Annotated in this window: 30 protein-coding genes and 1 pseudogene; 30 read left to right on the forward strand and 1 reads right to left on the reverse strand. The window is 36.7% G+C overall.

Annotated elements, in window-relative coordinates:
• The first annotated feature begins 68 nt into the window (after positions 1-68).
• From DMB88_RS11800 to DMB88_RS11930, 26 genes and pseudogenes are all read left to right on the forward strand, one after another.
• Positions 69-1,150, forward strand: a pseudogene (locus tag DMB88_RS11800) (Gfo/Idh/MocA family protein).
• A gap of 228 nt (positions 1,151-1,378) precedes the next feature.
• A complete protein-coding gene (locus DMB88_RS11805) occupies positions 1,379-1,774 on the forward strand; it encodes a DUF6979 family protein (protein WP_128100857.1) in 396 nt (131 codons plus the stop codon).
• 160 nt (positions 1,775-1,934) lie between these two features.
• Entirely contained in the window at positions 1,935-2,135 is a 201-nt protein-coding gene (locus DMB88_RS11810; RefSeq protein ID WP_128101504.1) for a hypothetical protein, read from the forward strand.
• A gap of 5 nt (positions 2,136-2,140) precedes the next feature.
• Positions 2,141-2,464 (forward strand): hypothetical protein, encoded by a 324-nt coding sequence (locus DMB88_RS11815; RefSeq protein ID WP_128101505.1) that lies wholly within the window; start codon positions 2,141-2,143, stop codon positions 2,462-2,464.
• A 208-nt stretch (positions 2,465-2,672) separates the two neighbouring features.
• Positions 2,673-2,846: a DUF2281 domain-containing protein gene (locus DMB88_RS11820; RefSeq protein ID WP_128101506.1), complete on the forward strand. Its 174-nt coding sequence runs from the start codon at positions 2,673-2,675 to the stop codon at positions 2,844-2,846.
• Positions 2,843-3,220 carry a type II toxin-antitoxin system death-on-curing family toxin gene (locus tag DMB88_RS11825; RefSeq protein ID WP_128101507.1) on the forward strand — a complete coding sequence of 126 codons (378 nt, stop codon included), beginning with the start codon at positions 2,843-2,845 and terminating at the stop codon, positions 3,218-3,220. The genes DMB88_RS11820 and DMB88_RS11825 overlap by 4 nt, the downstream gene beginning before the upstream one ends.
• Positions 3,221-3,419: 199 nt before the next feature.
• Positions 3,420-4,253 carry a metallophosphoesterase family protein gene (locus tag DMB88_RS11830; RefSeq protein WP_128101508.1) on the forward strand — a complete coding sequence of 278 codons (834 nt, stop codon included), beginning with the start codon at positions 3,420-3,422 and terminating at the stop codon, positions 4,251-4,253.
• Between the two features lie 152 nt (positions 4,254-4,405).
• The gene (locus DMB88_RS11835; RefSeq protein WP_128101509.1) at positions 4,406-4,708 is read left to right on the forward strand and encodes a hypothetical protein; all 303 of its coding nucleotides are present in this window, start codon (positions 4,406-4,408) and stop codon (positions 4,706-4,708) included.
• A gap of 379 nt (positions 4,709-5,087) precedes the next feature.
• A complete protein-coding gene (locus DMB88_RS11840) occupies positions 5,088-5,504 on the forward strand; it encodes a DUF7674 family protein (protein WP_174715285.1) in 417 nt (138 codons plus the stop codon).
• 185 nt (positions 5,505-5,689) lie between these two features.
• Entirely contained in the window at positions 5,690-6,268 is a 579-nt protein-coding gene (locus DMB88_RS11845) for a DEAD/DEAH box helicase family protein (RefSeq protein WP_128101510.1), read from the forward strand.
• 294 nt (positions 6,269-6,562) lie between these two features.
• Positions 6,563-6,946, forward strand: a complete 384-nt coding sequence (locus DMB88_RS11850; RefSeq protein ID WP_128101511.1) for a hypothetical protein — start codon at positions 6,563-6,565, stop codon at positions 6,944-6,946.
• 89 nt (positions 6,947-7,035) lie between these two features.
• Positions 7,036-7,419, forward strand: coding sequence for a group-specific protein (locus DMB88_RS11855; protein ID WP_128101512.1), 384 nt, complete (start codon positions 7,036-7,038; stop codon positions 7,417-7,419).
• A gap of 196 nt (positions 7,420-7,615) precedes the next feature.
• Complete coding sequence (locus DMB88_RS11860) at positions 7,616-8,173, forward strand: SMI1/KNR4 family protein (protein ID WP_128101513.1); 558 nt, start codon at positions 7,616-7,618, stop codon at positions 8,171-8,173.
• Between the two features lie 202 nt (positions 8,174-8,375).
• Positions 8,376-8,822, forward strand: a complete 447-nt coding sequence (locus DMB88_RS11865) for a maleylpyruvate isomerase N-terminal domain-containing protein (RefSeq protein WP_128101514.1) — start codon at positions 8,376-8,378, stop codon at positions 8,820-8,822.
• Between the two features lie 355 nt (positions 8,823-9,177).
• Positions 9,178-9,672 carry a DUF6933 domain-containing protein gene (locus DMB88_RS11870; protein WP_128101515.1) on the forward strand — a complete coding sequence of 165 codons (495 nt, stop codon included), beginning with the start codon at positions 9,178-9,180 and terminating at the stop codon, positions 9,670-9,672.
• Between the two features lie 287 nt (positions 9,673-9,959).
• Positions 9,960-10,613: a lysozyme inhibitor LprI family protein gene (locus tag DMB88_RS11875; protein WP_128101516.1), complete on the forward strand. Its 654-nt coding sequence runs from the start codon at positions 9,960-9,962 to the stop codon at positions 10,611-10,613.
• Between the two features lie 195 nt (positions 10,614-10,808).
• Positions 10,809-11,198: a hypothetical protein gene (locus DMB88_RS11880; RefSeq protein WP_128101517.1), complete on the forward strand. Its 390-nt coding sequence runs from the start codon at positions 10,809-10,811 to the stop codon at positions 11,196-11,198.
• 37 nt (positions 11,199-11,235) lie between these two features.
• Entirely contained in the window at positions 11,236-11,883 is a 648-nt protein-coding gene (locus DMB88_RS11885) for a nucleoside deaminase (RefSeq protein ID WP_164848679.1), read from the forward strand.
• A gap of 260 nt (positions 11,884-12,143) precedes the next feature.
• Positions 12,144-12,578, forward strand: coding sequence for an NUDIX hydrolase (locus tag DMB88_RS11895; RefSeq protein WP_128101519.1), 435 nt, complete (start codon positions 12,144-12,146; stop codon positions 12,576-12,578).
• A gap of 70 nt (positions 12,579-12,648) precedes the next feature.
• Positions 12,649-13,209, forward strand: coding sequence for a DEAD/DEAH box helicase family protein (locus DMB88_RS11900; RefSeq protein WP_128101520.1), 561 nt, complete (start codon positions 12,649-12,651; stop codon positions 13,207-13,209).
• Between the two features lie 90 nt (positions 13,210-13,299).
• A complete protein-coding gene (locus DMB88_RS11905) occupies positions 13,300-13,749 on the forward strand; it encodes a GNAT family N-acetyltransferase (protein ID WP_128104413.1) in 450 nt (149 codons plus the stop codon).
• Positions 13,750-13,812: 63 nt separating this feature from the next.
• Entirely contained in the window at positions 13,813-14,475 is a 663-nt protein-coding gene (locus DMB88_RS11910; protein ID WP_128101521.1) for an HAD family hydrolase, read from the forward strand.
• Between the two features lie 50 nt (positions 14,476-14,525).
• Complete coding sequence (locus DMB88_RS11915; protein ID WP_128101522.1) at positions 14,526-14,831, forward strand: hypothetical protein; 306 nt, start codon at positions 14,526-14,528, stop codon at positions 14,829-14,831.
• A 31-nt stretch (positions 14,832-14,862) separates the two neighbouring features.
• Complete coding sequence (locus DMB88_RS11920; RefSeq protein WP_128101523.1) at positions 14,863-15,306, forward strand: cupin domain-containing protein; 444 nt, start codon at positions 14,863-14,865, stop codon at positions 15,304-15,306.
• A gap of 8 nt (positions 15,307-15,314) precedes the next feature.
• Positions 15,315-15,842, forward strand: coding sequence for a phosphotransferase-like protein (locus tag DMB88_RS11925; RefSeq protein ID WP_128101524.1), 528 nt, complete (start codon positions 15,315-15,317; stop codon positions 15,840-15,842).
• A gap of 48 nt (positions 15,843-15,890) precedes the next feature.
• Positions 15,891-16,463 carry a class I SAM-dependent methyltransferase gene (locus DMB88_RS11930; protein WP_128101525.1) on the forward strand — a complete coding sequence of 191 codons (573 nt, stop codon included), beginning with the start codon at positions 15,891-15,893 and terminating at the stop codon, positions 16,461-16,463.
• On the opposite strand, the gene DMB88_RS11935 is transcribed toward DMB88_RS11930, so the two are convergent.
• Positions 16,453-16,980: a hypothetical protein gene (locus DMB88_RS11935; protein ID WP_128101526.1), complete on the reverse strand. Its 528-nt coding sequence runs from the start codon at positions 16,978-16,980 to the stop codon at positions 16,453-16,455. The genes DMB88_RS11930 and DMB88_RS11935 overlap by 11 nt on opposite strands.
• 236 nt (positions 16,981-17,216) lie before the next feature.
• On the opposite strand from DMB88_RS11935, the gene DMB88_RS11940 reads away from it, so the two are divergent.
• The 4 genes from DMB88_RS11940 to DMB88_RS11955 all read left to right on the forward strand — a co-directional run bounded on the left by DMB88_RS11940 (position 17,217) and on the right by DMB88_RS11955 (position 19,538).
• The gene (locus tag DMB88_RS11940) at positions 17,217-17,666 is read left to right on the forward strand and encodes a DUF1569 domain-containing protein (protein ID WP_128101527.1); all 450 of its coding nucleotides are present in this window, start codon (positions 17,217-17,219) and stop codon (positions 17,664-17,666) included.
• 58 nt (positions 17,667-17,724) lie between these two features.
• The gene (locus tag DMB88_RS11945) at positions 17,725-18,303 is read left to right on the forward strand and encodes a histidine phosphatase family protein (protein ID WP_128101528.1); all 579 of its coding nucleotides are present in this window, start codon (positions 17,725-17,727) and stop codon (positions 18,301-18,303) included.
• Between the two features lie 24 nt (positions 18,304-18,327).
• Complete coding sequence (locus DMB88_RS11950) at positions 18,328-18,759, forward strand: DUF4279 domain-containing protein (RefSeq protein WP_128101529.1); 432 nt, start codon at positions 18,328-18,330, stop codon at positions 18,757-18,759.
• A 293-nt stretch (positions 18,760-19,052) separates the two neighbouring features.
• Positions 19,053-19,538, forward strand: a complete 486-nt coding sequence (locus DMB88_RS11955) for an AAA family ATPase (protein WP_128101530.1) — start codon at positions 19,053-19,055, stop codon at positions 19,536-19,538.
• Positions 19,539-19,540 lie beyond the last annotated feature (2 nt).

A 19,540-nucleotide genomic window follows, 5' to 3' on the forward strand; every position in this document is an offset into this window, starting at 1 on the left:
GGATAGAAGCTAATTAACTATATTCAAAATAAAAGCGGAAAGAAGGGAATCACGTGGCAAAAGACGGAATGTTCTATGCACCCAAAAGTGTAAAAAAAGAGGTCGTATGTGGCGAAGGCGAGTTCACCATTGCTGCTGTAGCGTTGGATCATGGACATATCTACGGTATGGTTGGGGATTAGTTGAGGCGGGAGCGACTCTTAAATGGGTATATGACCCGGATCCGCTCAAGGTTGAGGCATTTCGTAAACAGTTTCCCCAGGCTCAGATAGCGCAATCTGAAGAGCAGGTGTTCGCTGATGATGAAGTCAAGCTGGTAGCTAGTGCGGCAATTACTTCCGAACGTGCACCACTCGGTATGAGAGTTTTGGCGTCAGGCAAAGATTATTTTACGGATAAGGCACCATTTACAACATTGGATCAACTGGCTCGTGCGCGTGAAGAGGTCAAGCGTACCGGGAAGAAATACATGGTCTATTATAGTGAGCGTCTGCATGTGGAGAGTGCGATCTATGCTGGGCAATTAATTGAAGAAGGTGCGATTGGAAAAGTGGTGCAAGTGATGGGCACCGGGCCACATCGATTAAATGCGCCAGCTCGTCCTGACTGGTTCTTCCGTCATGAACAGTATGGTGGTATCCTCTGCGACATCGGTAGCCATCAGATCGAACAATTCCTGACGTTTGCCTCCTGTACGGATGCAGAAGTGGCATTCAGCCGGGTGCATAATTTCAACCATCCGCAATACCCTGAGTTGGAGGATTTCGGAGAAGCGTCTCTGATTGGTAACAATGGAGCGTCAGGCTATTTCCGCGTAGACTGGTTTACACCAGATGGGCTCAGCACTTGGGGCGATGGTCGTACCGTAATCCTCGGGACAGACGGTTACATTGAGTTGCGGAAATATATTGATGTGGGTCGTGAGTCTCAAGGAGATCAAGTTTATCTAGTCAATCACGAAGGTGAGTACCATTATGGTGTGAAAGGGCAGGTGGGGTATCCCTTCTTCGGCGATCTGATCCGTGATTGTCTGGCTCGGACAGAGAATGCGATGACCCAAGAGCATGCCTTTAAGGCAGCTGAGATCTGTCTGATTGCCCAGCACAAAGCGATGAGTGAACGAGTCATCTGGAGCGGTGGAGCGAAGTAGAAGCTATTGTTCGTTTGAATAAGATAGTTAGATTAATATATTGGCAAAATCAAAGAGCAGCCGGATGTAAAGGCTGCTCTTTGAGATGTAATTGTTACTTGAAAATGGAACAATATGGTTTAAACTAGATTTAGTCGGAAATAGTTCAGAAATTTGTAGTATTTACGAAGTTCGTAAATTTGAAGTTAGCCGAAATTATTGCGATAGTAAAAAGAAAGAAGGATTATTATGGGGAAATATGGTGAAGCAGCAGTGAAAGCTGTCAATTATCTTAAAGAACATAAACATGGTGATCCAATTAAAGCATGGAATGAAGTGACAATGGAAATATTTGGTGAAGGTAGCTCTTCACAGAAAAAGGGATGCGCGAAAAACACTTTTTTAGGTCTATGCGAAGCAGGTCTACTTGAAAGCATTCCAAGAGGAGTTTACACAAATTCAAAAAAGAATAAAGCATACGGGCTAAAGGCAGTAAAAATATTAGGTGAGATTGATAAGGATAAGGATAAGGATATACATCAAAGAGTATTATGGAAAGAAGTAATTGGAGATCAAGACGTTAAGTACAATTCACAAATGGATGTCGTTCTAGGACTATGGAAAGAAGGGATGATCAGGCTTTGAGTGGCTAACTCGAAGAAGACAATAACTCCGGCTAACATAATATTCACGCTGCGGACATTCGTCCTTGGTCTGGCATTCGCCAGACACCCGACATGCGTCGAGTCGTGAATACAGGAACGTTAGGTGAAATTCCGAGGCGAAATTGAAAGGAAGGTAAGTGATGTTTGATGGAGATCAGTTCAATGAATTTGAGACTGCAAAAAATTATCAAGAAGCCTTTCTGTCGATGAAAAGAGAGTGGGACAAAGGGAAGCGTGATTTGAGTATATGCTTGAATTTAGGTTTTTTATCCTGGTATTTGAGTGTCGAATCTGGAAATACGTTTGTTACTGAGGGCTTAATGAAAACGATTATGAGATGATTGAATTGACATTAAACGAAGTTACAGAGAAAGGGATACATAATTTCTCTACAGAAACGCAGTTTTTATTGATTTTCGGTTATATGATTACGTTGTTTCCTCAACATTTTGGAGACTATGAGCATTGGGAAAGCATAGGGAAAAACATGCTGTCAAAAGCATACGAGTTGGAACCAAGTGATCCAATAATTGAAATGGTTTTTCTTGCGGATAGTATGAAAAGTGAAGGTTATAAAAATGCTTGTTTAAGAGCAAAAGAACATATTAAAGACAGATTTAAGAATAAAGGATTAATGGATAAATATTTTCAAGACGTATTTGATAGGTAATTCAGAGGAACATCACTTAACAATATATTCACGCTGCAGACATCCGTCCTTGGTTCGGCATTCGCCGGACACCCAGCATGAGCTGGGTCGTGAATACAGGAACGTTAGATGAAATAGCCGCAGAACCAAACAAACATTGGAAATGGATGTTAAGTCCACTCAAACTTTAGTGTATAATAAAAACAAAGAAGTGTAGGAGGTATGCAGAGTGAGTATTGAAGAGAAACTTATTCAAGACTTTTTGACATTGCCTGATGACAAGAAAATTGAAGTGATTGATTTTGTTGAATTTCTAAAGAATCGTAATAATAAGCAAATGGATTCGCTCATGGACGATATTATAAACGAGAATATTGAGGCACTTAGGGAATTATCGAAATGAAGTATCTTAGTCTGGAACAGATTCTTCAATTCCATACTAAGATTATTAAGTCAACAGGCGGCTCCGATGGAGTTAGAGATCTTGGGCTAGTTGAAAGTGCTCTTAAGAAAGCGGAAGCAACTTTTGATGGACAGGAACTTTACGAAGGAAATATAAAGAAAATATCTGTTACTACATTTGCTCTAATAAAGAATCATGGATTTATTGACGGGAATAAACGTATAGGGGTAGCAACTATGCTGCTTTTATTACGTTTAAATGAGATTTCTGTAAAGTACGAGCAAGAAGAATTAGTTGAATTGGGATTGAAGACCGCAGAAGGTGAATTCATAGAAGAGAACATACAAAAGTGGATAGAAGTGCATCAAGTGTAAATTGGCTTGATGTTCTTTTTTTGTAAGAACAACTGAAGGTATTTCAAAGTAGACGTCTACACCATCTAACATTATATTCAAGCAACGGTTCCTTCCGGAGCCCTGGTCTGCGGGAAGGATTTCGAAGAGGCACTTCAGCAGACAACCCCTTCGGGGTTCATGAATACAGGAACGTTAGGTGAAATATGACTAGAACGAGGTGAAGACAATAATTCAATTTGATCTCATATCTGATATTCATTTAGATTTTTGGGTGGAATATTCAAGTAATCATAAAAAACAAAATCAAAGATTAGATAAGTTTGTGCAAATAATTCTTCCTGAAGAGCCTTCAGAAGTTTTGGCAATAGCTGGTGATCTAGGTCACTATAACAAACAAAATTTCATATTTCTCGAAAAACTCAGGGAACATTATAAGTATATTCTGCTGGTAGCAGGTAATCACGACTACTATTTAGTTACTAAATCAATAAAAAATAAATACAAACGTAACTCAATACATAGATTTGAAGAAATGAAAATAATGGCAGAAAAAATACCTGGAGTATTATTTTTAGATGGAAATACAATTGAAATTGGTGGAACTACTTTTGGTGGTGCTGGAATGTGGTATGACTTTCAATATGGAATATATCAACTAAACATAGAAGTAAATAAAATCTATGATAATTGGAAGTCGATATCAAATGATTCTGTTTTAATAGAGGGATTACCGCGATTGGTGGAAGCAATGTATGTGCAAGAGTTAACAAAACTCAAGAAGATACTTGATACTTCAGATGTGGTGGTTACTCATATTTCACCCGATTGGACTAAGGTTCCATTAGATAAAATAAATGATATTAGCAACAGCTTTTATTATTTTAACGGTAGGGAGTTATTATATAATCTAAATAGAAAGATCTGGTGTTTTGGTCATATTCATAGAAGAGAGGATTACATAAATGAAGGATGTAGACTCATAAATGCCTCTTTGGGGTATCCGGATGAGAATGATGGTATACCAAAGAAGATTATGAAGGTAACTCATTGAAGAGTCATACATCACCTAACATAATATTCAAGCTGCGACTCCTTTGGAGCCTGGGTCTGCTGGAAGGATTCCGAGGAGGCATTTCAGCAGACCCCCCTTGGGGTTCATGAATACAGGAACGTTATACGTAATTACTGTAAAAGGAGCAAGTCATGAGGATCTTAAAAGAACGTTTAAAAACACAATCATCAAAGAAACAATATAGATGTTTTCTTGAAATCGTTCTAGAAATGACTTCTCGATTTCCCATTTCGGTAAGTGAATCTGTACAAACAATCGTACATAACGGATACTTCCGTGAAAGATTTGCTGAGGACGAAATTTATTATCATGACGTACCTGAAGTATGGGCTAAGACTTATTACTGGGGTCATAGTAATTTTTGGTGGAAACAAGGTGAAGAAAGAAAACGATATAAACTACCACCATTAAAACCTGCTAGAAAAATAAATTAGAACGATACATGTATATAAAAGTACAAGAAAAAGGACAAAACCGTTTTTTTGCTTCTGAACGAACAATTAATGAATTGATTAAAGGAGAGCTGGTGGGTAACTCGTATAAAAAACTTTGGGAGATCCATGCGATAAATTACAATGAGGCTCTAAAAAAATATTATAACCATATGGGATGGGAACCTTACATAGAACAACAATGAAAGTAATTCAGGAAGAGCAGTAACTACGTATAACATAATATTGACGCTGCGGGCATACGCCCTAGGTCAGGCATTCGGCGGACACCCAGCATATGCTGGGTCGTGAAAACGGGAACGTTAGATGAAATCACCGTGAACAGGATTCAAGACTCTACAAATGAAAGGTAAATCTCAAAATGATTGATAAAGAACAAGTCATGGACATGCTATTAAACGCATGTCCATCTTATAATAAGAGATATGAAAAATATGTAAAAGAAAACTATACAACAGATGAAGATAAACTTATCTATTTAGACATAAGTGACTTTCTCGAACATTTAATTGAATGCTATCAGAATAAACAGACCAATGAATTTGATAAAGTATTTGAGGCCATAGAAGAATTGCATATCAATGGGAATTCGTTTGTTAAAGAGTTAGCAACAATTGGGGGATTAGAAACTCTTCAGAACAAATTAGAACATAAGAATGTAGAGTATGGTGAATTTGAAAAGTATTTAAGATCTGAATCTAAAATCTGGTGGAATAATTTAATTGATTTTTGGAACGGGAAGACAGAATACGTTGGAGGTCCCATTAAAGAACAATAAAGAATTTTGAATGTAATTCAAGAAGTCGGTGTCATCATCTAACATAATATTCACGCTGCGGGTATACGTCCTGGTTCTGCATTCGCCGAACACCCGACATGTGTCTGGTCGTGAATACAGGAACGTTATAGGAAATCAGCGTTAGAGCATAAAGACAAAAATCCTTTAGTAAGCAGGTGAAGACTTTGAACATCGATTTTATTATTCTCCACGGTTCGCCTGGGAATGGAAAAACAACATTGTCCCAGAGATTACACGAACACTTTAAGACTCCATATTTTGAATTTGGTTGGATTCCAGAATTTAGCTCTCTAGCACCTTCAGTTCAGATCACTCAAAAAGAAGAAGAACAATTAGCATTTGAAAATTTGATGTTGGTCGTAAAAAACTATAATCGTCATGGGTTTAAGCATATTATTATTACAGATCTTAATGATATTAGAATGTTGGATATTCCTAAAGAATTTGAAGGGTATAACTATACTATTTTGACACTTTGTAGTGATCAAGATGAAGTGATTAAATATAGAATTCTAAATAGAGATAACGGGAATAGTTACACTGATTGGGAAACTTCTATAAAAATGAACTCCCTCATTAGGGGAAGGAACAAACTCCCGAATGAATATCGAATAATAAATTCAAGTAGTGATGTAGAAACTACATTTCAAGAAATATTGAAAGTGTTGGAAAAGCATGTGCCATCAAGAACTAATAAAATTGATGTGAGAGAAGATGATTTTTATAGTTATACTACCACTTGAATGAATCTGTAGGTGAATCAATCAATTATAGAAGCGTCACAAAGACATGTAAATTATTCAACACTAGGTAGAGGACATCGTTCAGGTCTTCAAAGCATAATAAATGAAATGAAATCTTAGAGCATGTAGCAGTTACAAAGAAGTCGTTGACATCCTATAACAATATATTCACGCAGTGGACATTCGTCCTTTGTTCGGCATTCGCCGGACACCCGACATGTGTCGGGTCGTGAATACAGGAACGTTATGTGAAATACCTAAATTCAGAAACATAAATTGAGGGATAAAAAACCGATGACCACGGATGATTTTGAATACTACACAGATAAAGATTTTGAATGGACTGGGGTTTTGAACCTATACCTCGGTTCAGAATTTCCAAATAAGAAAGGCACTACTTTTAGAATAGATGTATTAATTGCAGAGAACATTGAAGAGCCAGAATTGTCTATTTTGAAATCGTTTGGACAGTCATGGACATGGGGGGAAGATCGTCGAATAAAAGCCTTTGAACTGCTCGAATTTCAATACATAGATAAAAGGCTTATTTTTGATTTTAGAACGATGAGAAAGAGCCGCAAATATGATGAGATTAAATACTTTTTGTTTGATTTAGGGGCAGGAATTGAAATTGAAGGAAACAAAATCAAAGAAATTCAAGTAAGAGAACTGAAGTAATTTTATTAAGGAAGGGTACATCACATAACAACCGCAAACAAATAAATAAAAATGATAATTGAAATTTAGAGAACAATGTGGAGGCGAATATGAAATTTTATATAGCTTCAAGTTTTAGTAATACTACAGCTGTCCGAACTGTTGCAAATCAATTGAAATTAAATGGATTTATCCAAACCTATGACTGGATAGAAAACCAAAATGTTAATTCACTAAAAGATCTACGAGAGATTGGTTACCTAGAGAAGAATGCAATTTTGAATTCAGACATTTTTATTATAATGTTGCCAGCTGGTAAAGGTGCCCATATTGAACTCGGGATAGCACTTGGGGCAATGAAAGAGATTTATTTATATTCTGAAACCAACGAGATGAATGAAATTGAGACTACAAGTACCTTTTATCAGCTGGACGAAGTAAAAAGGATTATTGGAACAATGGATGAACTCATTAAAACAATAAATTTAGAATAAATACTGAATATTAAAGAAATTAAGGGATTTATAAGTAATTCGAGAAGGCGCTAACAACCCATAACATAATATTCAAGCAGCGGCTTCTATGGAGCCTTGGTCTGCTGGATGCATTTCAAAGAGGAATTTCAGCAGACAACCCCGTTGGGGTTCATGAATACAGGAACGTTAGATGAAATGCTTTAAGGAGATAAAAATGAATATTATAAATATAGTTGAAAGACTTAAAAAACATAATATATTACTCGATTCTGGATTATCTCAATACGAAATTGCAAAGATCGAAAACACGTTCAATATACAATTTCCACCAGATCTGAGTGAACTGCTTCGAAGTGTTCTTCCTATAAGTAAAGGGTTCATTAATTGGAGAGATAGCACAGAGGGAAATGTTAATTCAATATTCGATAGATTAAATTGGCCATTGGAAGGTATGCTGTTTGATGTAGAACATAATTCATTCTGGTATGATGGCTGGGGTGTTAGACCCATCGATTTAAATGAAGCAAAAGAATTATGTAAATTTAAATACCTTGAAGTTCCAACACTCATACCGATTTACTCACACAGATATGTTCCAGCTAATCCACTTGAATGCGGAAATCCAATCTTCTCAGTGCACCAAACAGACATAATATATTATGGTGAGAACATAGAGGAATATTTCAAGGTAGAGTTTAAAGATAAATCATATAACAAAATGAATTATGAAAAGATCAAATATATAACGTTCTGGTCTGAAATAGTGACATGATTCGAATAAGAGAGCACATCGTTTAACAAAGTATCTACGTAGCGGGATTCGCTCTTGGTTTGCAAGAAGCGGTAAGCAAAGAAGTTGATTCAGCGAACAGCCTGTGAATCCAACCGATCCTCGCGAATCTTAAGCCTCTCGGTTTCGAATTCCAAACGTTACAGGAAATCATGTAAAGTTAATTTAGGAGGGGTTAAAGAAAATGAACAAGAAACTATTAGACCAATTTGAAAATTTTAATGAATTTGTAAAAGTAATTGATGATCGGACTTGGCAAAAGCCGATCGCCCCTGGAAAGTGGACGGTGAAGGAAGTCGTGGCTCACCTTTGGAATTGGGATACATTTACTTTAAATACGATGCTCCCACACATAAAAGATCAAGCGATGCTGCCAGAGTTCGTCGATCATGATACTCATAATTTAAAAGCAATAGAGAAGGCTAAGGAATTTACAGACAGAGAAAGTATGATTAAAACCTTTATTGAAACTCGAACTCATTTAGTAAACCAATTCCGTAAGGTAGATCATTCAGAAATTCGATTTTTTATAGGAGATGATAAACGACCTTATACATATCAAAGATACCTAAAAATATTCATAAATCATGATGAACACCATAAGAAACAAATAGAAAGCGTACTAGGGTGATTAATAGATGTCATGGATATCCTATAACATAGTACTCAAGTTGCGAATCCTAACGGAGTCTTGGTCTGCGGGAAGGATTTCGGAGCGGAATTTTAGCAGACAGCCCCTTATGGAAATGGATATTAAGTCCACTAAAGCTTTAGTGTATAATAAAGAACAAAAAAATGCAGAGTGAGTATTGAAGAGACAGACTTTTTGACATTGCTCATGACTAGAAATTGAAGTGATTGATTTTGTTGAATTCCTAAAGAAGTGGCTCCGATGGAGTTCGAGAGGACATTCAACAGACAACCCCCTTCCGGGTTCATAAATACAGGAGCGTTAGGACAAACCAGTGAGAGAAAGGAATAGCAGAATGCTTACTTTAAGACTTACTAAAGACCTGATGAAGGATATGAAAGTAACTTCAATTGAAGAGACTAATGCAGCTTCATTTTTGAGCTGGCATGTAAATATATATATCTTGAACAAACGAAAACATATTGTCTTTGTGAATGATTTAACCAGATTAGCTATTATCGTTGATGGAATAAGAACAGGACAATTAGAGCGATTAAAAGAAAAATTTATGTTAACTTTACGCGAATACTTACTTCAAGAAGGATTTAATGAAACACTAATCAATAAATATTTAGAGTATGGCGCTGAAGTAGTTATTTCAAAGACAAACAATAGAAGTGTTCTAGGAACAATGAAAGAGGTTACATGGTTTGTCGAGGATGACTTTTATGATAATATCGAACGCTTGAAATGGCTGAACAGAATGATTTACAAGCCAATAAATTACAAAGAGCCTATTCATTATTTTATAGAATCTTTATGGGATCATAGGAACTACAACATAGTTTGAAGATGATTCAGAGTTTGATGGCTGAACATGATCATTGTCTATTATTTTTTGAACTCTGATTCCAAACGAAAGATCCGTTTATTTAAAGCTGCCACTTCAGATTTTTTATCTTCTAATTGAAACGTGAATTGATAAATACTATTGATTTGAACAGACATTTGTTTTTGGTTCTGATCTAAGAAAATTTGATTCGTCATGGGCTTTGTCCTTGGACTTCAAGAGGCATTTCAGGTGGACAACCTTGCAAATCACGGCGTAGCTGGAGATTTAAGGTAAGGAGGTATGTTATGAAAGGTAAGATACTATTATTATTTTTTATCACAATAATGCTCTCATCTTGTCAGAATATAAGTCAATCTACTATGTTAAACAGCGAAACTGAATCAATAAAGAGTTCTGAACCGTCTCCTGATGCAGTGAGTACAGGTAATGGAACAGAATCAAAAGAAATAATGGGAAATCCATCGGAAACTTCTGATTATAAAGTGTTACCTACGACCATTGGGAACCTTGATTCGAAAGGTGATTTTTATGATGAAATGTTTCGGAATCCTATAGATCATGATTATGAAGTGGAATTTAATGAATTTCAAAACGCTAATGAGATTGTTACAACTATGGAATGGGGGGCGTTACAAGGTAAATATACAGAGATATGGGATAAGGAGTTGAACCACATATATAAAAAGCTTCTTTCTAAGTTGGATGGAGAACCAAGAGAAGCCTTAATCGAATCACAGAAAGATTGGTTACAGTATCACTTAAAGGAATCAAAATTTGTAGAGGATACATTTATTAATAATGGTTACCTTGGATCAAGTGGATCCGTAAGCTTAGCCACAGCTATAAGGGAGAGAATAAGAGAGAGAACCATACAATTATATGAATATCGATATTTATTAAATGGTGAAATTGAGTTTTTATACTCTGTCAACAAATAACCTAGTCCTAGGATAAGAGCTATCTAAGGCTAGGTTTTTTTCGTGAATATGGGAACATGAGTGAATTATGAGAAAGCAGAATACTTGAATATGTTTTTCAAGGTGGATCCCCAAATAACGTCTTAACCTCACAAAAGAATACCAGATTGAGTTTGGTGGATTTGGCAATACACTTAAAAAGGAGGAACAGAAAAAATGATAAAATCCATTGGTATTGATGAATGGAAAGGTTCCACCTTTAATGAAGAAATAGTTGTGAATCCTACATGGGCGGACACCTTAAGTTTATTAATAAAACTGGACGGGGATAAATTTACATTAGTTTTTTGTGAGATATCAGACACAGATTCAGCATTAGTTGGAGGTGGACCGAAGTGTTTTATAGTGTCTATAACAATCGATGGTAATATATATACTCTTATGAACGATAAACAGGGAGAAAATGATATTTCCTTGGTTGTTGGTGGTCAGTTAGGAAATTATTGTGATAATATTTGTATAGATTTAAATCCTATGCTTGAAGTAATGCAGTGTTATTTTGAAACTGGAAAACTACTTGAAACACATCAATGGAAACAAGAATAATTAAAGTACCTAATCCGTCAATTATGGGGTGTTGAGTGTGTGGGAGAAACTATCAGATGGTTGGAAAGCTAGTTTTGAAGAAGCATGGCAAGCATATGCTCATGGCTCAATTCCTATCGGTGCAGTTATCGTTGATGCTAGTCATAGAATAATTAGTAGAGGTAGAAATAGAATCAACGAAACAACGGCTCCAATTAAACAAACGTGCTCGAATAGATTAGCACATGCAGAGATAAATGCATTGTTACAACTGGATACGTTAGATTCAGAAGAACACAAAAACTACACACTATATACAACAACAGAACCCTGTGTACTTTGTTTTGGTGCAATTATAATGTCAGGAGTTAGGAAAGTAAGATTCGCAGCAACTGATCCTATTGCAGGTGGTGCCAATCTAAATGATGCAGAGAATTCATTCATCAAGTCAAGAAACCTCGATATCAAGTGTGCTGATACATATCTAGGAGAACTTCAACGTGTGTTAAGGACTGACCAGGTTATAAGGGCTTTAGGCGAAGAACAAGCAATTCGATTTTTGGATAAGTACAGAATGAAGTACCCTAAAGCTATTGAATTAGGAATAAAGTGGAATAGAGAGGGGAGATTGCAAGAGGCAGTGAGGAATAACGATCCCGTTGAATTGATTATTAATAATATATCTGATGAGATTAAGACTTTTTAATGGTATCTGAATACCATTCACACTGGAATATTGAATTTAAAGAAGAGACTCGAAGAACAATTTAAACATGATAGAGTCGCTTATACGATGGGTAAGGCAGATTTTATTCAAGAAGTGATTAATAAAGCAAGTAACGATGATGAACTAATTAGGTTTCTGCAAGAAAGAGGCTCCCTTTAAATAGAACCTATTCTCACATCGGTTATTCTGAATCAATGAGAGCGCTTAATTTAGAGGCATATAGAAGGGATATGGTTTTAATGAGAAGAGTAGACGTTGTGTATTCACTAATAACAGACCCGTTCAAAACTAAAGTTCTTGCAGTTAAAAATGCTGATCGATCAAGTTGGTCTCCTCCTGGTGGAGCTGTTGAGTTAAATGAAACATTAGATCAGGCTGCGATTCGCGAGGTAAAAGAGGAAACGGGACTTGAAGTGAAAGTCCATGGGATTGTTGCAATCAACGAGTGCAAATTTGAGGATATCAATGAACATGTCATTTTTTATACGTTTAGGGCAGAGATCGTAGGCGGCGAAGAACAAATTATTAGACCAGATGAAATCTCTGAAATTGCATGGTTGGACATAGAAGAGGCGGATGAATTAATGCCTTATTATAAAGGTGGATTTAAAAATTTAATTCATGGAAATGAGAGTATGTATTTTAATGAAGGAAGAAAAGTATTGCAGAGTTGAGCAAACTTAAATGTAACGATAGACAACGAATTTACGAGTTAGCAATAATGTATAGAGGAGGCACATTTAAATGAAGTTAGTTATACTCTTTGGTCCCCAAGCCGTAGGAAAGATGACGGTGGGTCAATGTTTAGAAGCCAAAACAGATTTGAAATTATTTCATAATCACATGTCTATTGATTTTGTGTCTCCTTTTTTTGATTATGGGACACCTGCTGGAAAGCGCTTGGTAAGTGTGATTCGGCAAGAGATATTCGAAGAAGTATCTAAGAGCGAATTGGAAGGACTCATATTTACGTTTGTATGGGCATTCGATCTACAAAGCGATTGGAACTATATTCAGCAGGTTTCAAGCCTATTCGAATCAAGAGGCGGAACGGTATACTTAGTTGAATTAGAAGCCAATTTGGAAGAACGCAAAAAACGCAATACGACTGAAAATAGGTTGGCACATAAACCTACTAAAAGAGACGTGGAATGGTCGGAGGCCGAACTGATTAAAACCTATGAAAAGCATAGGCTCAATTCAATGCCCGGGGAGATTACCCAACCCAATTATATGAGAATTAATACCGTCGGACTGGAAGCAGGTCAGGCAGCCGAGCTGATTAAAAAAGAGTTTGATTTGTAAGGTTGAAATTGTACCACAGAAGACAAACAGTGAATCATTCAACAAAAAGATCATCTTTAATCTGGTCACTTTAATGGGAGGGATCTAATGGTGCTGATATTAGAACGAGCTATGAAATATGATGCAAATAAACTTGCTGAAATACAAAAAGCTAGTTTTGATGATGAATCAAGGCGCTTTAACAACAGTGAATCTGGAGGTCCAGTAGGATACGACTCTGCACGTTGGCAAGAAGAGATGATCGAACAATGTGAATACTTCAAGATACTTCTTAATGGAAAGATAATAGGTGGAGCTATAATCGTTATTGAAACCAATCAAGTTCATAATCTTGGCAGGATCTTTATTGATCCAAACTTTCAACATCAAGGGATCGGAATGAAAGTAATGCAAGAGGTTGAAAGAAAATTTCCGGATAGTGCAAAATGGTGGCTGGATACTCCTAATTGGAGTGTTAAGAATCATCATTTCTATACCAAGTGTGGGTTTACCAAAGTTAGTGAAGAAGGGGACTTATATATTTTTGAAAAGACTTTTTAGACTTTATAAGTACCAGTGCTCAATTCCTTAATACTCGCACATATAACAAAGGGTGAAGAATATATGATTAAAGGCATATTGTTTGATTTGGATGGGACATTGCTTGATCGCGAGCAATCATTAATTGCTTTCATTCATAATCAATATCATCGAATTCAGGCTTTTCAAAGCGTAGATGAACCCATTTTTGTACAGAGATTTATTGAATTAGATCAGAAGGGGGATGTCTGGAAAGACAAAGTTTATCAAGCGCTAATCAATGAATTTAATTTAGATCTGAATTGGGACGAATTACTGGAGGACTATATTCAATCATTTCAATATCACTGTATTGGTTTTCCCGGATTAATAGAAATTCTTGACTATTTGAAAGACAAGCAAATGAAATTAGGAATTATAACGAATGGATTCGGTAGATTTCAGATGAACAATATCAAAGGACTACACATTGATCATTATTTTGACGGAATATTCATTTCTGAAATTGAGGGTTTGCGTAAGCCAGACATTAACTTATTTAATAGAGCTTTAGATCGTTTAGGATTAGAACCTCAAGAATCGATATTTGTAGGAGACCATCCAGTCAATGATGTCGATGCAAGTATTCATGCGGGTATGAGAGGAATTTGGAAAGAAGATGATTACTTTGGTAAACCTTCAACAAACTATATGTCCATTAAGGACTTGGTAGAAATAAAGAGCATCATAGAACGTATTTCAAAGTGAATTATAATTATACCGGAGGGATACATTTACAGAAATAAAGAGGTGACTGTTTGAAGGTATTTAGGAAGCAAGTTCGGAAAATAACTATAGACGGTGTTTTGTACTTATATGTAGTCGATGAACAAGATGATAATATCGTTTTGCGCATCTATTCGAATCAGTTTAAATCCACATTTGCTGAATATTTCATTCGTTGGGGAGATCGCTGGGATATTGGTGTTTACGAGCCGAAGTTGATTGCAAGACTAATCGAATATGCAGAATCAATCGGCTGGGATAGTAATACAAGAAATAATAAAATAAAAATTGAGAACGCTTCAATACTTATAAGAGAAATGATGAAAGAGAATTTATAATCTATAAGGGAAATTAACAAGGAGCAAACCAATGAAAGTGATCTCTTTGGAAGAGGCAAAAAGCTTAGGAGTAGAAACGGCATACCACCTTATGGATAATGGCGAAAAGCGATTTAGATTAATCAATAACGATGGTAGCTCATATATCCGAACGGAAGGTTCCGAGAAGGGCGCGTGGCAGAATAGTCATTATCACCAAGCATTAAATGAAGTATATGTTGTACAACAAGGTTGGATTGCATATGCAGAACTTGATGAGCAGAATCAATTGTCTTTGAGAATTTTAAAAAAGAACGATAGCGTCATGGTTCCTCCCTTAAGACCGCATAACATCTATATGTCATCGTTAGCCGTTACACATGTTGTTAAATTTGGTGGAGATTGCGAGATTAAGCCAGATTGGTTTGCTTCACCTCAATTAGATCTTCTGACCAAGCATATTTCCGAGATAGACCTAATTTCAAATAAAGGATGATAAGAGAAATGGAAAAAGGGAAAATTATATTTTTGAATGGTGTAACCAGCTCAGGCAAAACATCCATCGTAGAAGCGATGCAAGCGTACTCTGAGCCGTTTTTTTATGTTGTAGCTAATGATCTTTTTGAAAATACGATTGGGGATAAGCATCTCCAAACAGACTACTGGAAGTACTTAAGTGAAGCGATTATTATGATGTATCACACAGCAAAATTGTTTTCAGATCATGGAAAGCACGTATTAATTGATGGAATACTTGTTGAAAGACCAGAGTTACAACCGCATTATGAACAAGTCCAAGAGATTTTTGCAGGGTATCCTCTGGATATCGTTGAGGTGCATTGTCCATTAGATCTATGTCGGAAACGTAATATTGAGCGCGGTGATCGTGGAGAGAAGCAATCAGATGAGCAGCACAAAATGATGGCTAAGAATATTCATTACAGCTATTCCATAGATACGAGCTTGAACACGCCAGAAGAGTGTGCTGAGAAAATTATCGGGCATTATTTCAAGAGTGAAGTTAATATTTGAAAGATTTCGAGGGAAGTCTAGTGAATAAAAGTAAAAGGGGAGAAGTGTATGATAGATATTTCTCATATAGCACCAACAGATCCAATTAAAATTATTATAGGTGCTTCCTCACAAAGTTATGAAGGGTGGATACAAACTCAAGAGAAACAATTGAATTTACTGCGATTGGAAGATTGGGAACAAAGTTTTAAGAATCGAAAATTAGAAGCCATTTTATCAGAGCACATCTGGGAGCACATGACCTACGAAGAGGGAGTCCAAGCTTCTAAGATATGCTACAAGTATCTACGTACGAAAGGTTATATTCGCTGCGCGGTTCCTGATGGTTATTTTGCAAATGAAGATTATCAGAATCTAGTTAAGATTGGCGGCCCAGGACCTCTCGATCATCCAGCGGCAAGTCATAAGATCGTACATAATTATAAAACAATCACCCAGATGTTTGAGGAAGCCGGCTTTGATGTTGAGTTATTGGAATATTGGGACGAAGATGGACGTTTTCATTCTCAAGATTGGAATCCAGAAAAGGGATTCATCTATAGGTCTAAGCGATACGATCATCGAAATGAGAATGGCAATTTGGGTTTTACATCTCTGATTGTAGATGCGATTAAGAAATAGTTACCTTAAAGCTCGCTGACTCAAGAGGAGTTATGGTTGTGCCATCCTGTGCAATGAAAGAAACAGTTACTTCAATCGTGCCTTGATTATCTAAATCGTCTAAATTAATAGAAATGGATCTACGTTGAAACACATCAAATATCCCCTCTGTTTTCACAACGGTTTCATCGTCAAATAGTTGGCCATTTGCATCTTGAATCGTGACTTGGAAAATCCGATCTGGAATCTTTTTGGATTGATCAGGTTGATAGTCGTTTTTACTGTACCATAGCCCAAACTGAATCTTTTTTGACTTGGGTAGATAGTAGAGTTTTGTAAGATGCACATTGGGATTAGATAACGTTTGATTATCCGTCGTAAGTTGAATTGGTTCCTCATCATTCTCATATGGATTATCCCACTGAAGCGGCGGAGTTGTGCCTGTTTTAAGTGCAATGATTTCCCTATCTGTATATAGATAAAGCCCTGTTAGAATAACGATTACTGAGAGTATAGCAATCAGAATTTTGTATTTCACCAGTCATCCCTACCTTTTAAAATGAAATAGCCTAGCTGTCCAACCTATTGAAACTTAAGTTTGTTAAATACTAATCTTCTTTAAATTCATAGAATTTCTTAACATTGATGTCTCGTTATTTTTCAAATTTTGATTATAATTATGATTAAACCATAAAATGGATTTTTAACACTTTATAAAATTGAAACGCTATCACGAATAAACGTAGTAATAACGATGTTCTTAGGAGGAATGAAATGAACAGCCTATTCGAACAAGTTCATGCTAATGAGATTGTGGAGCGTCTCAACCAACTACGTCCGGATGCTCAGCCGCAATGGGGGAAGATGAATGCTTCACAGATGCTGGCTCACTGCTCGGCGTTTCAGGACATCGCAATGGGAAACTCTACTTCTGCAAGAAGTTGGCTAGGATTAATCATCGGAAAATTAGCGAAACCCGTATTTTACAATGACAAGCCGCTGCCACACAATATGTCCACAATTCCTGAGATAATGATTGTAGATGAGAGAGAGTTTGAACTAGAAAAGAAGATGTTGCTCCAAAAGATAATTACATTCCAACATGATGGGCCTGAGAAATGTACAAGAAAACCGCATCCTTTCTTTGGCAAGCTCTCTCCTGAAGAATGGGGGAAGGGGATTTATAAACATCTAGACCATCATTTAAGGCAATTTGGTGTTTAGGTAATGGAAAGAAGGGCTACTTGAATGGAGAATGAGATCCTATGAAAGGGGAACTTCTATGACGGTATTTGGACTTATACGACATGGTGTTACGGATTGGAATTATGAATTTAGAGCGCAGGGACATACGGATATCCCTTTAAATGACGAGGGAAGAAGACAAGCGAAATTACTTGCTAAGCGAATGGAGAACGAAGAGTGGGATATCATTTATTCAAGTGATTTATGCAGAGCGCTCGATACAGCAGAAATGATAGGCAAACTGAAGAACATTGAAGTGAGAACCGACCTACGTTTAAGAGAAATGAATGGTGGACTTACTGAAGGTACAACCGAACAAGAGCGAGTTAATCAGTGGGGATATAGCTGGTCGAAACTAGATTTAGGTATAGAGCCACAGGCGGATATTATTAAAAGAGGAGTAGACTGCCTCGCGGATCTAGCTGAGAGACATCCGAATCAAAAATTGCTGATCGTAAGCCATGGGGCAATACTTGGGCTGATCTTGAGTAAGCTCGTTCGGCATGTGGATATGCAAGAAAGTCTCCATAACACATCGGTAACCATAATAAATAAAGAGCAAGTGAGATGGAATTGTGAACGCTATAACTGTATATCTCATTTAGACGGTGCTTAACATTCCTGTATAAAAGGAGAGACGATGAATAAAACACAGGTAAAGGCTTATTATAGCCTATTTGGTGATTATTTTGATCCGGATGAAGTGACATCGAAGCTTGAAATTACCCCAACCAGCGTTACTAGAAAAGGGGATATCATTAATGTGAAACATAGTCATCAAGAAACATCCTGGACAGTAGGTACTGAATATGAAGAGTCTCTCGATGTAAATGACCAGTTGATCAAAGTTATGAATGTATTAAAAGAGAAAACTGACGAAATCAATACAATCCAGGCACAAAATCAACTGAAGTCTAAATTTTATATTGTCATGGTGATGGAAGAGGGTTACACACCTGCTCTATATTTTGACTCTAATTTTATTAAGTTCGCTGATTCAATTCATGCTGAAATTGATGTCGATCTGTATGCAAATCCGTATTCAGCGGATACAGTTTGGACTGGGAGATGATTTAATGAAGAAGGTTAGCTTTCTCATGATTGGAGTTTTAAATTTTACTGCTGCAAATTGATTTGTTACGGCGACTGTGATCTCTGATTCAACATCAAGTAATTTATTTTAATTCCAGCATTTTCATTAGTTGTTACAGGTGTATTGAATGTAATGGCTCATGTTAAAAGAAATACATAAGCGAATGATGAAGCCTTAGTACACTATAGACAAAGTAGCTTTTAAATGTTGGTACATGTCATTTTCAACTAAACGAATTTACATATTATTTTGTACTGAGAGGATGAAGTTATATGAGCAAGTTGCCTTTATTTGTAGTTACAGGTGCCAGTGGAACGGGCAAAACCACGGTTTGCGCACTGGTGCGTGAGAGCCTTCCTGAATTTGATGTATTTGATATGGACATTATCGACAATGTCGACTGGCAAATTGCAAAAGCAAATTGGCTCAGAATTGCTTATAGTATTTCATTAAGTGGTCGCGGCACTGTGCTCTGTGGAACGATGGTTCCAGAAAACATTGAATCTGCTGACCACAAGGATAAGTTTGAGACGATTCACTACATTAACTTGCATTGCGATGACGAAACACGTGCAGCAAGATTGTTAGCGCGAGGCTGGGGTGATGAAGCTGTCCAGGAACATAAGAATTTTGCCAATTGGTTGGTGCAGAATGCAAGTATAGCTTTTACCCCTCCAATGCCAACAATCAACACAAGTGAACTTACACCTGAAGATGTAGCAAATGAGATTAAAGAGTGGGTTTTAAATAATTGGTGATT

It is taken from the genome of Paenibacillus sp. DCT19, from assembly GCF_003268635.1.
Classification (GTDB): domain Bacteria; phylum Bacillota; class Bacilli; order Paenibacillales; family Paenibacillaceae; genus Paenibacillus.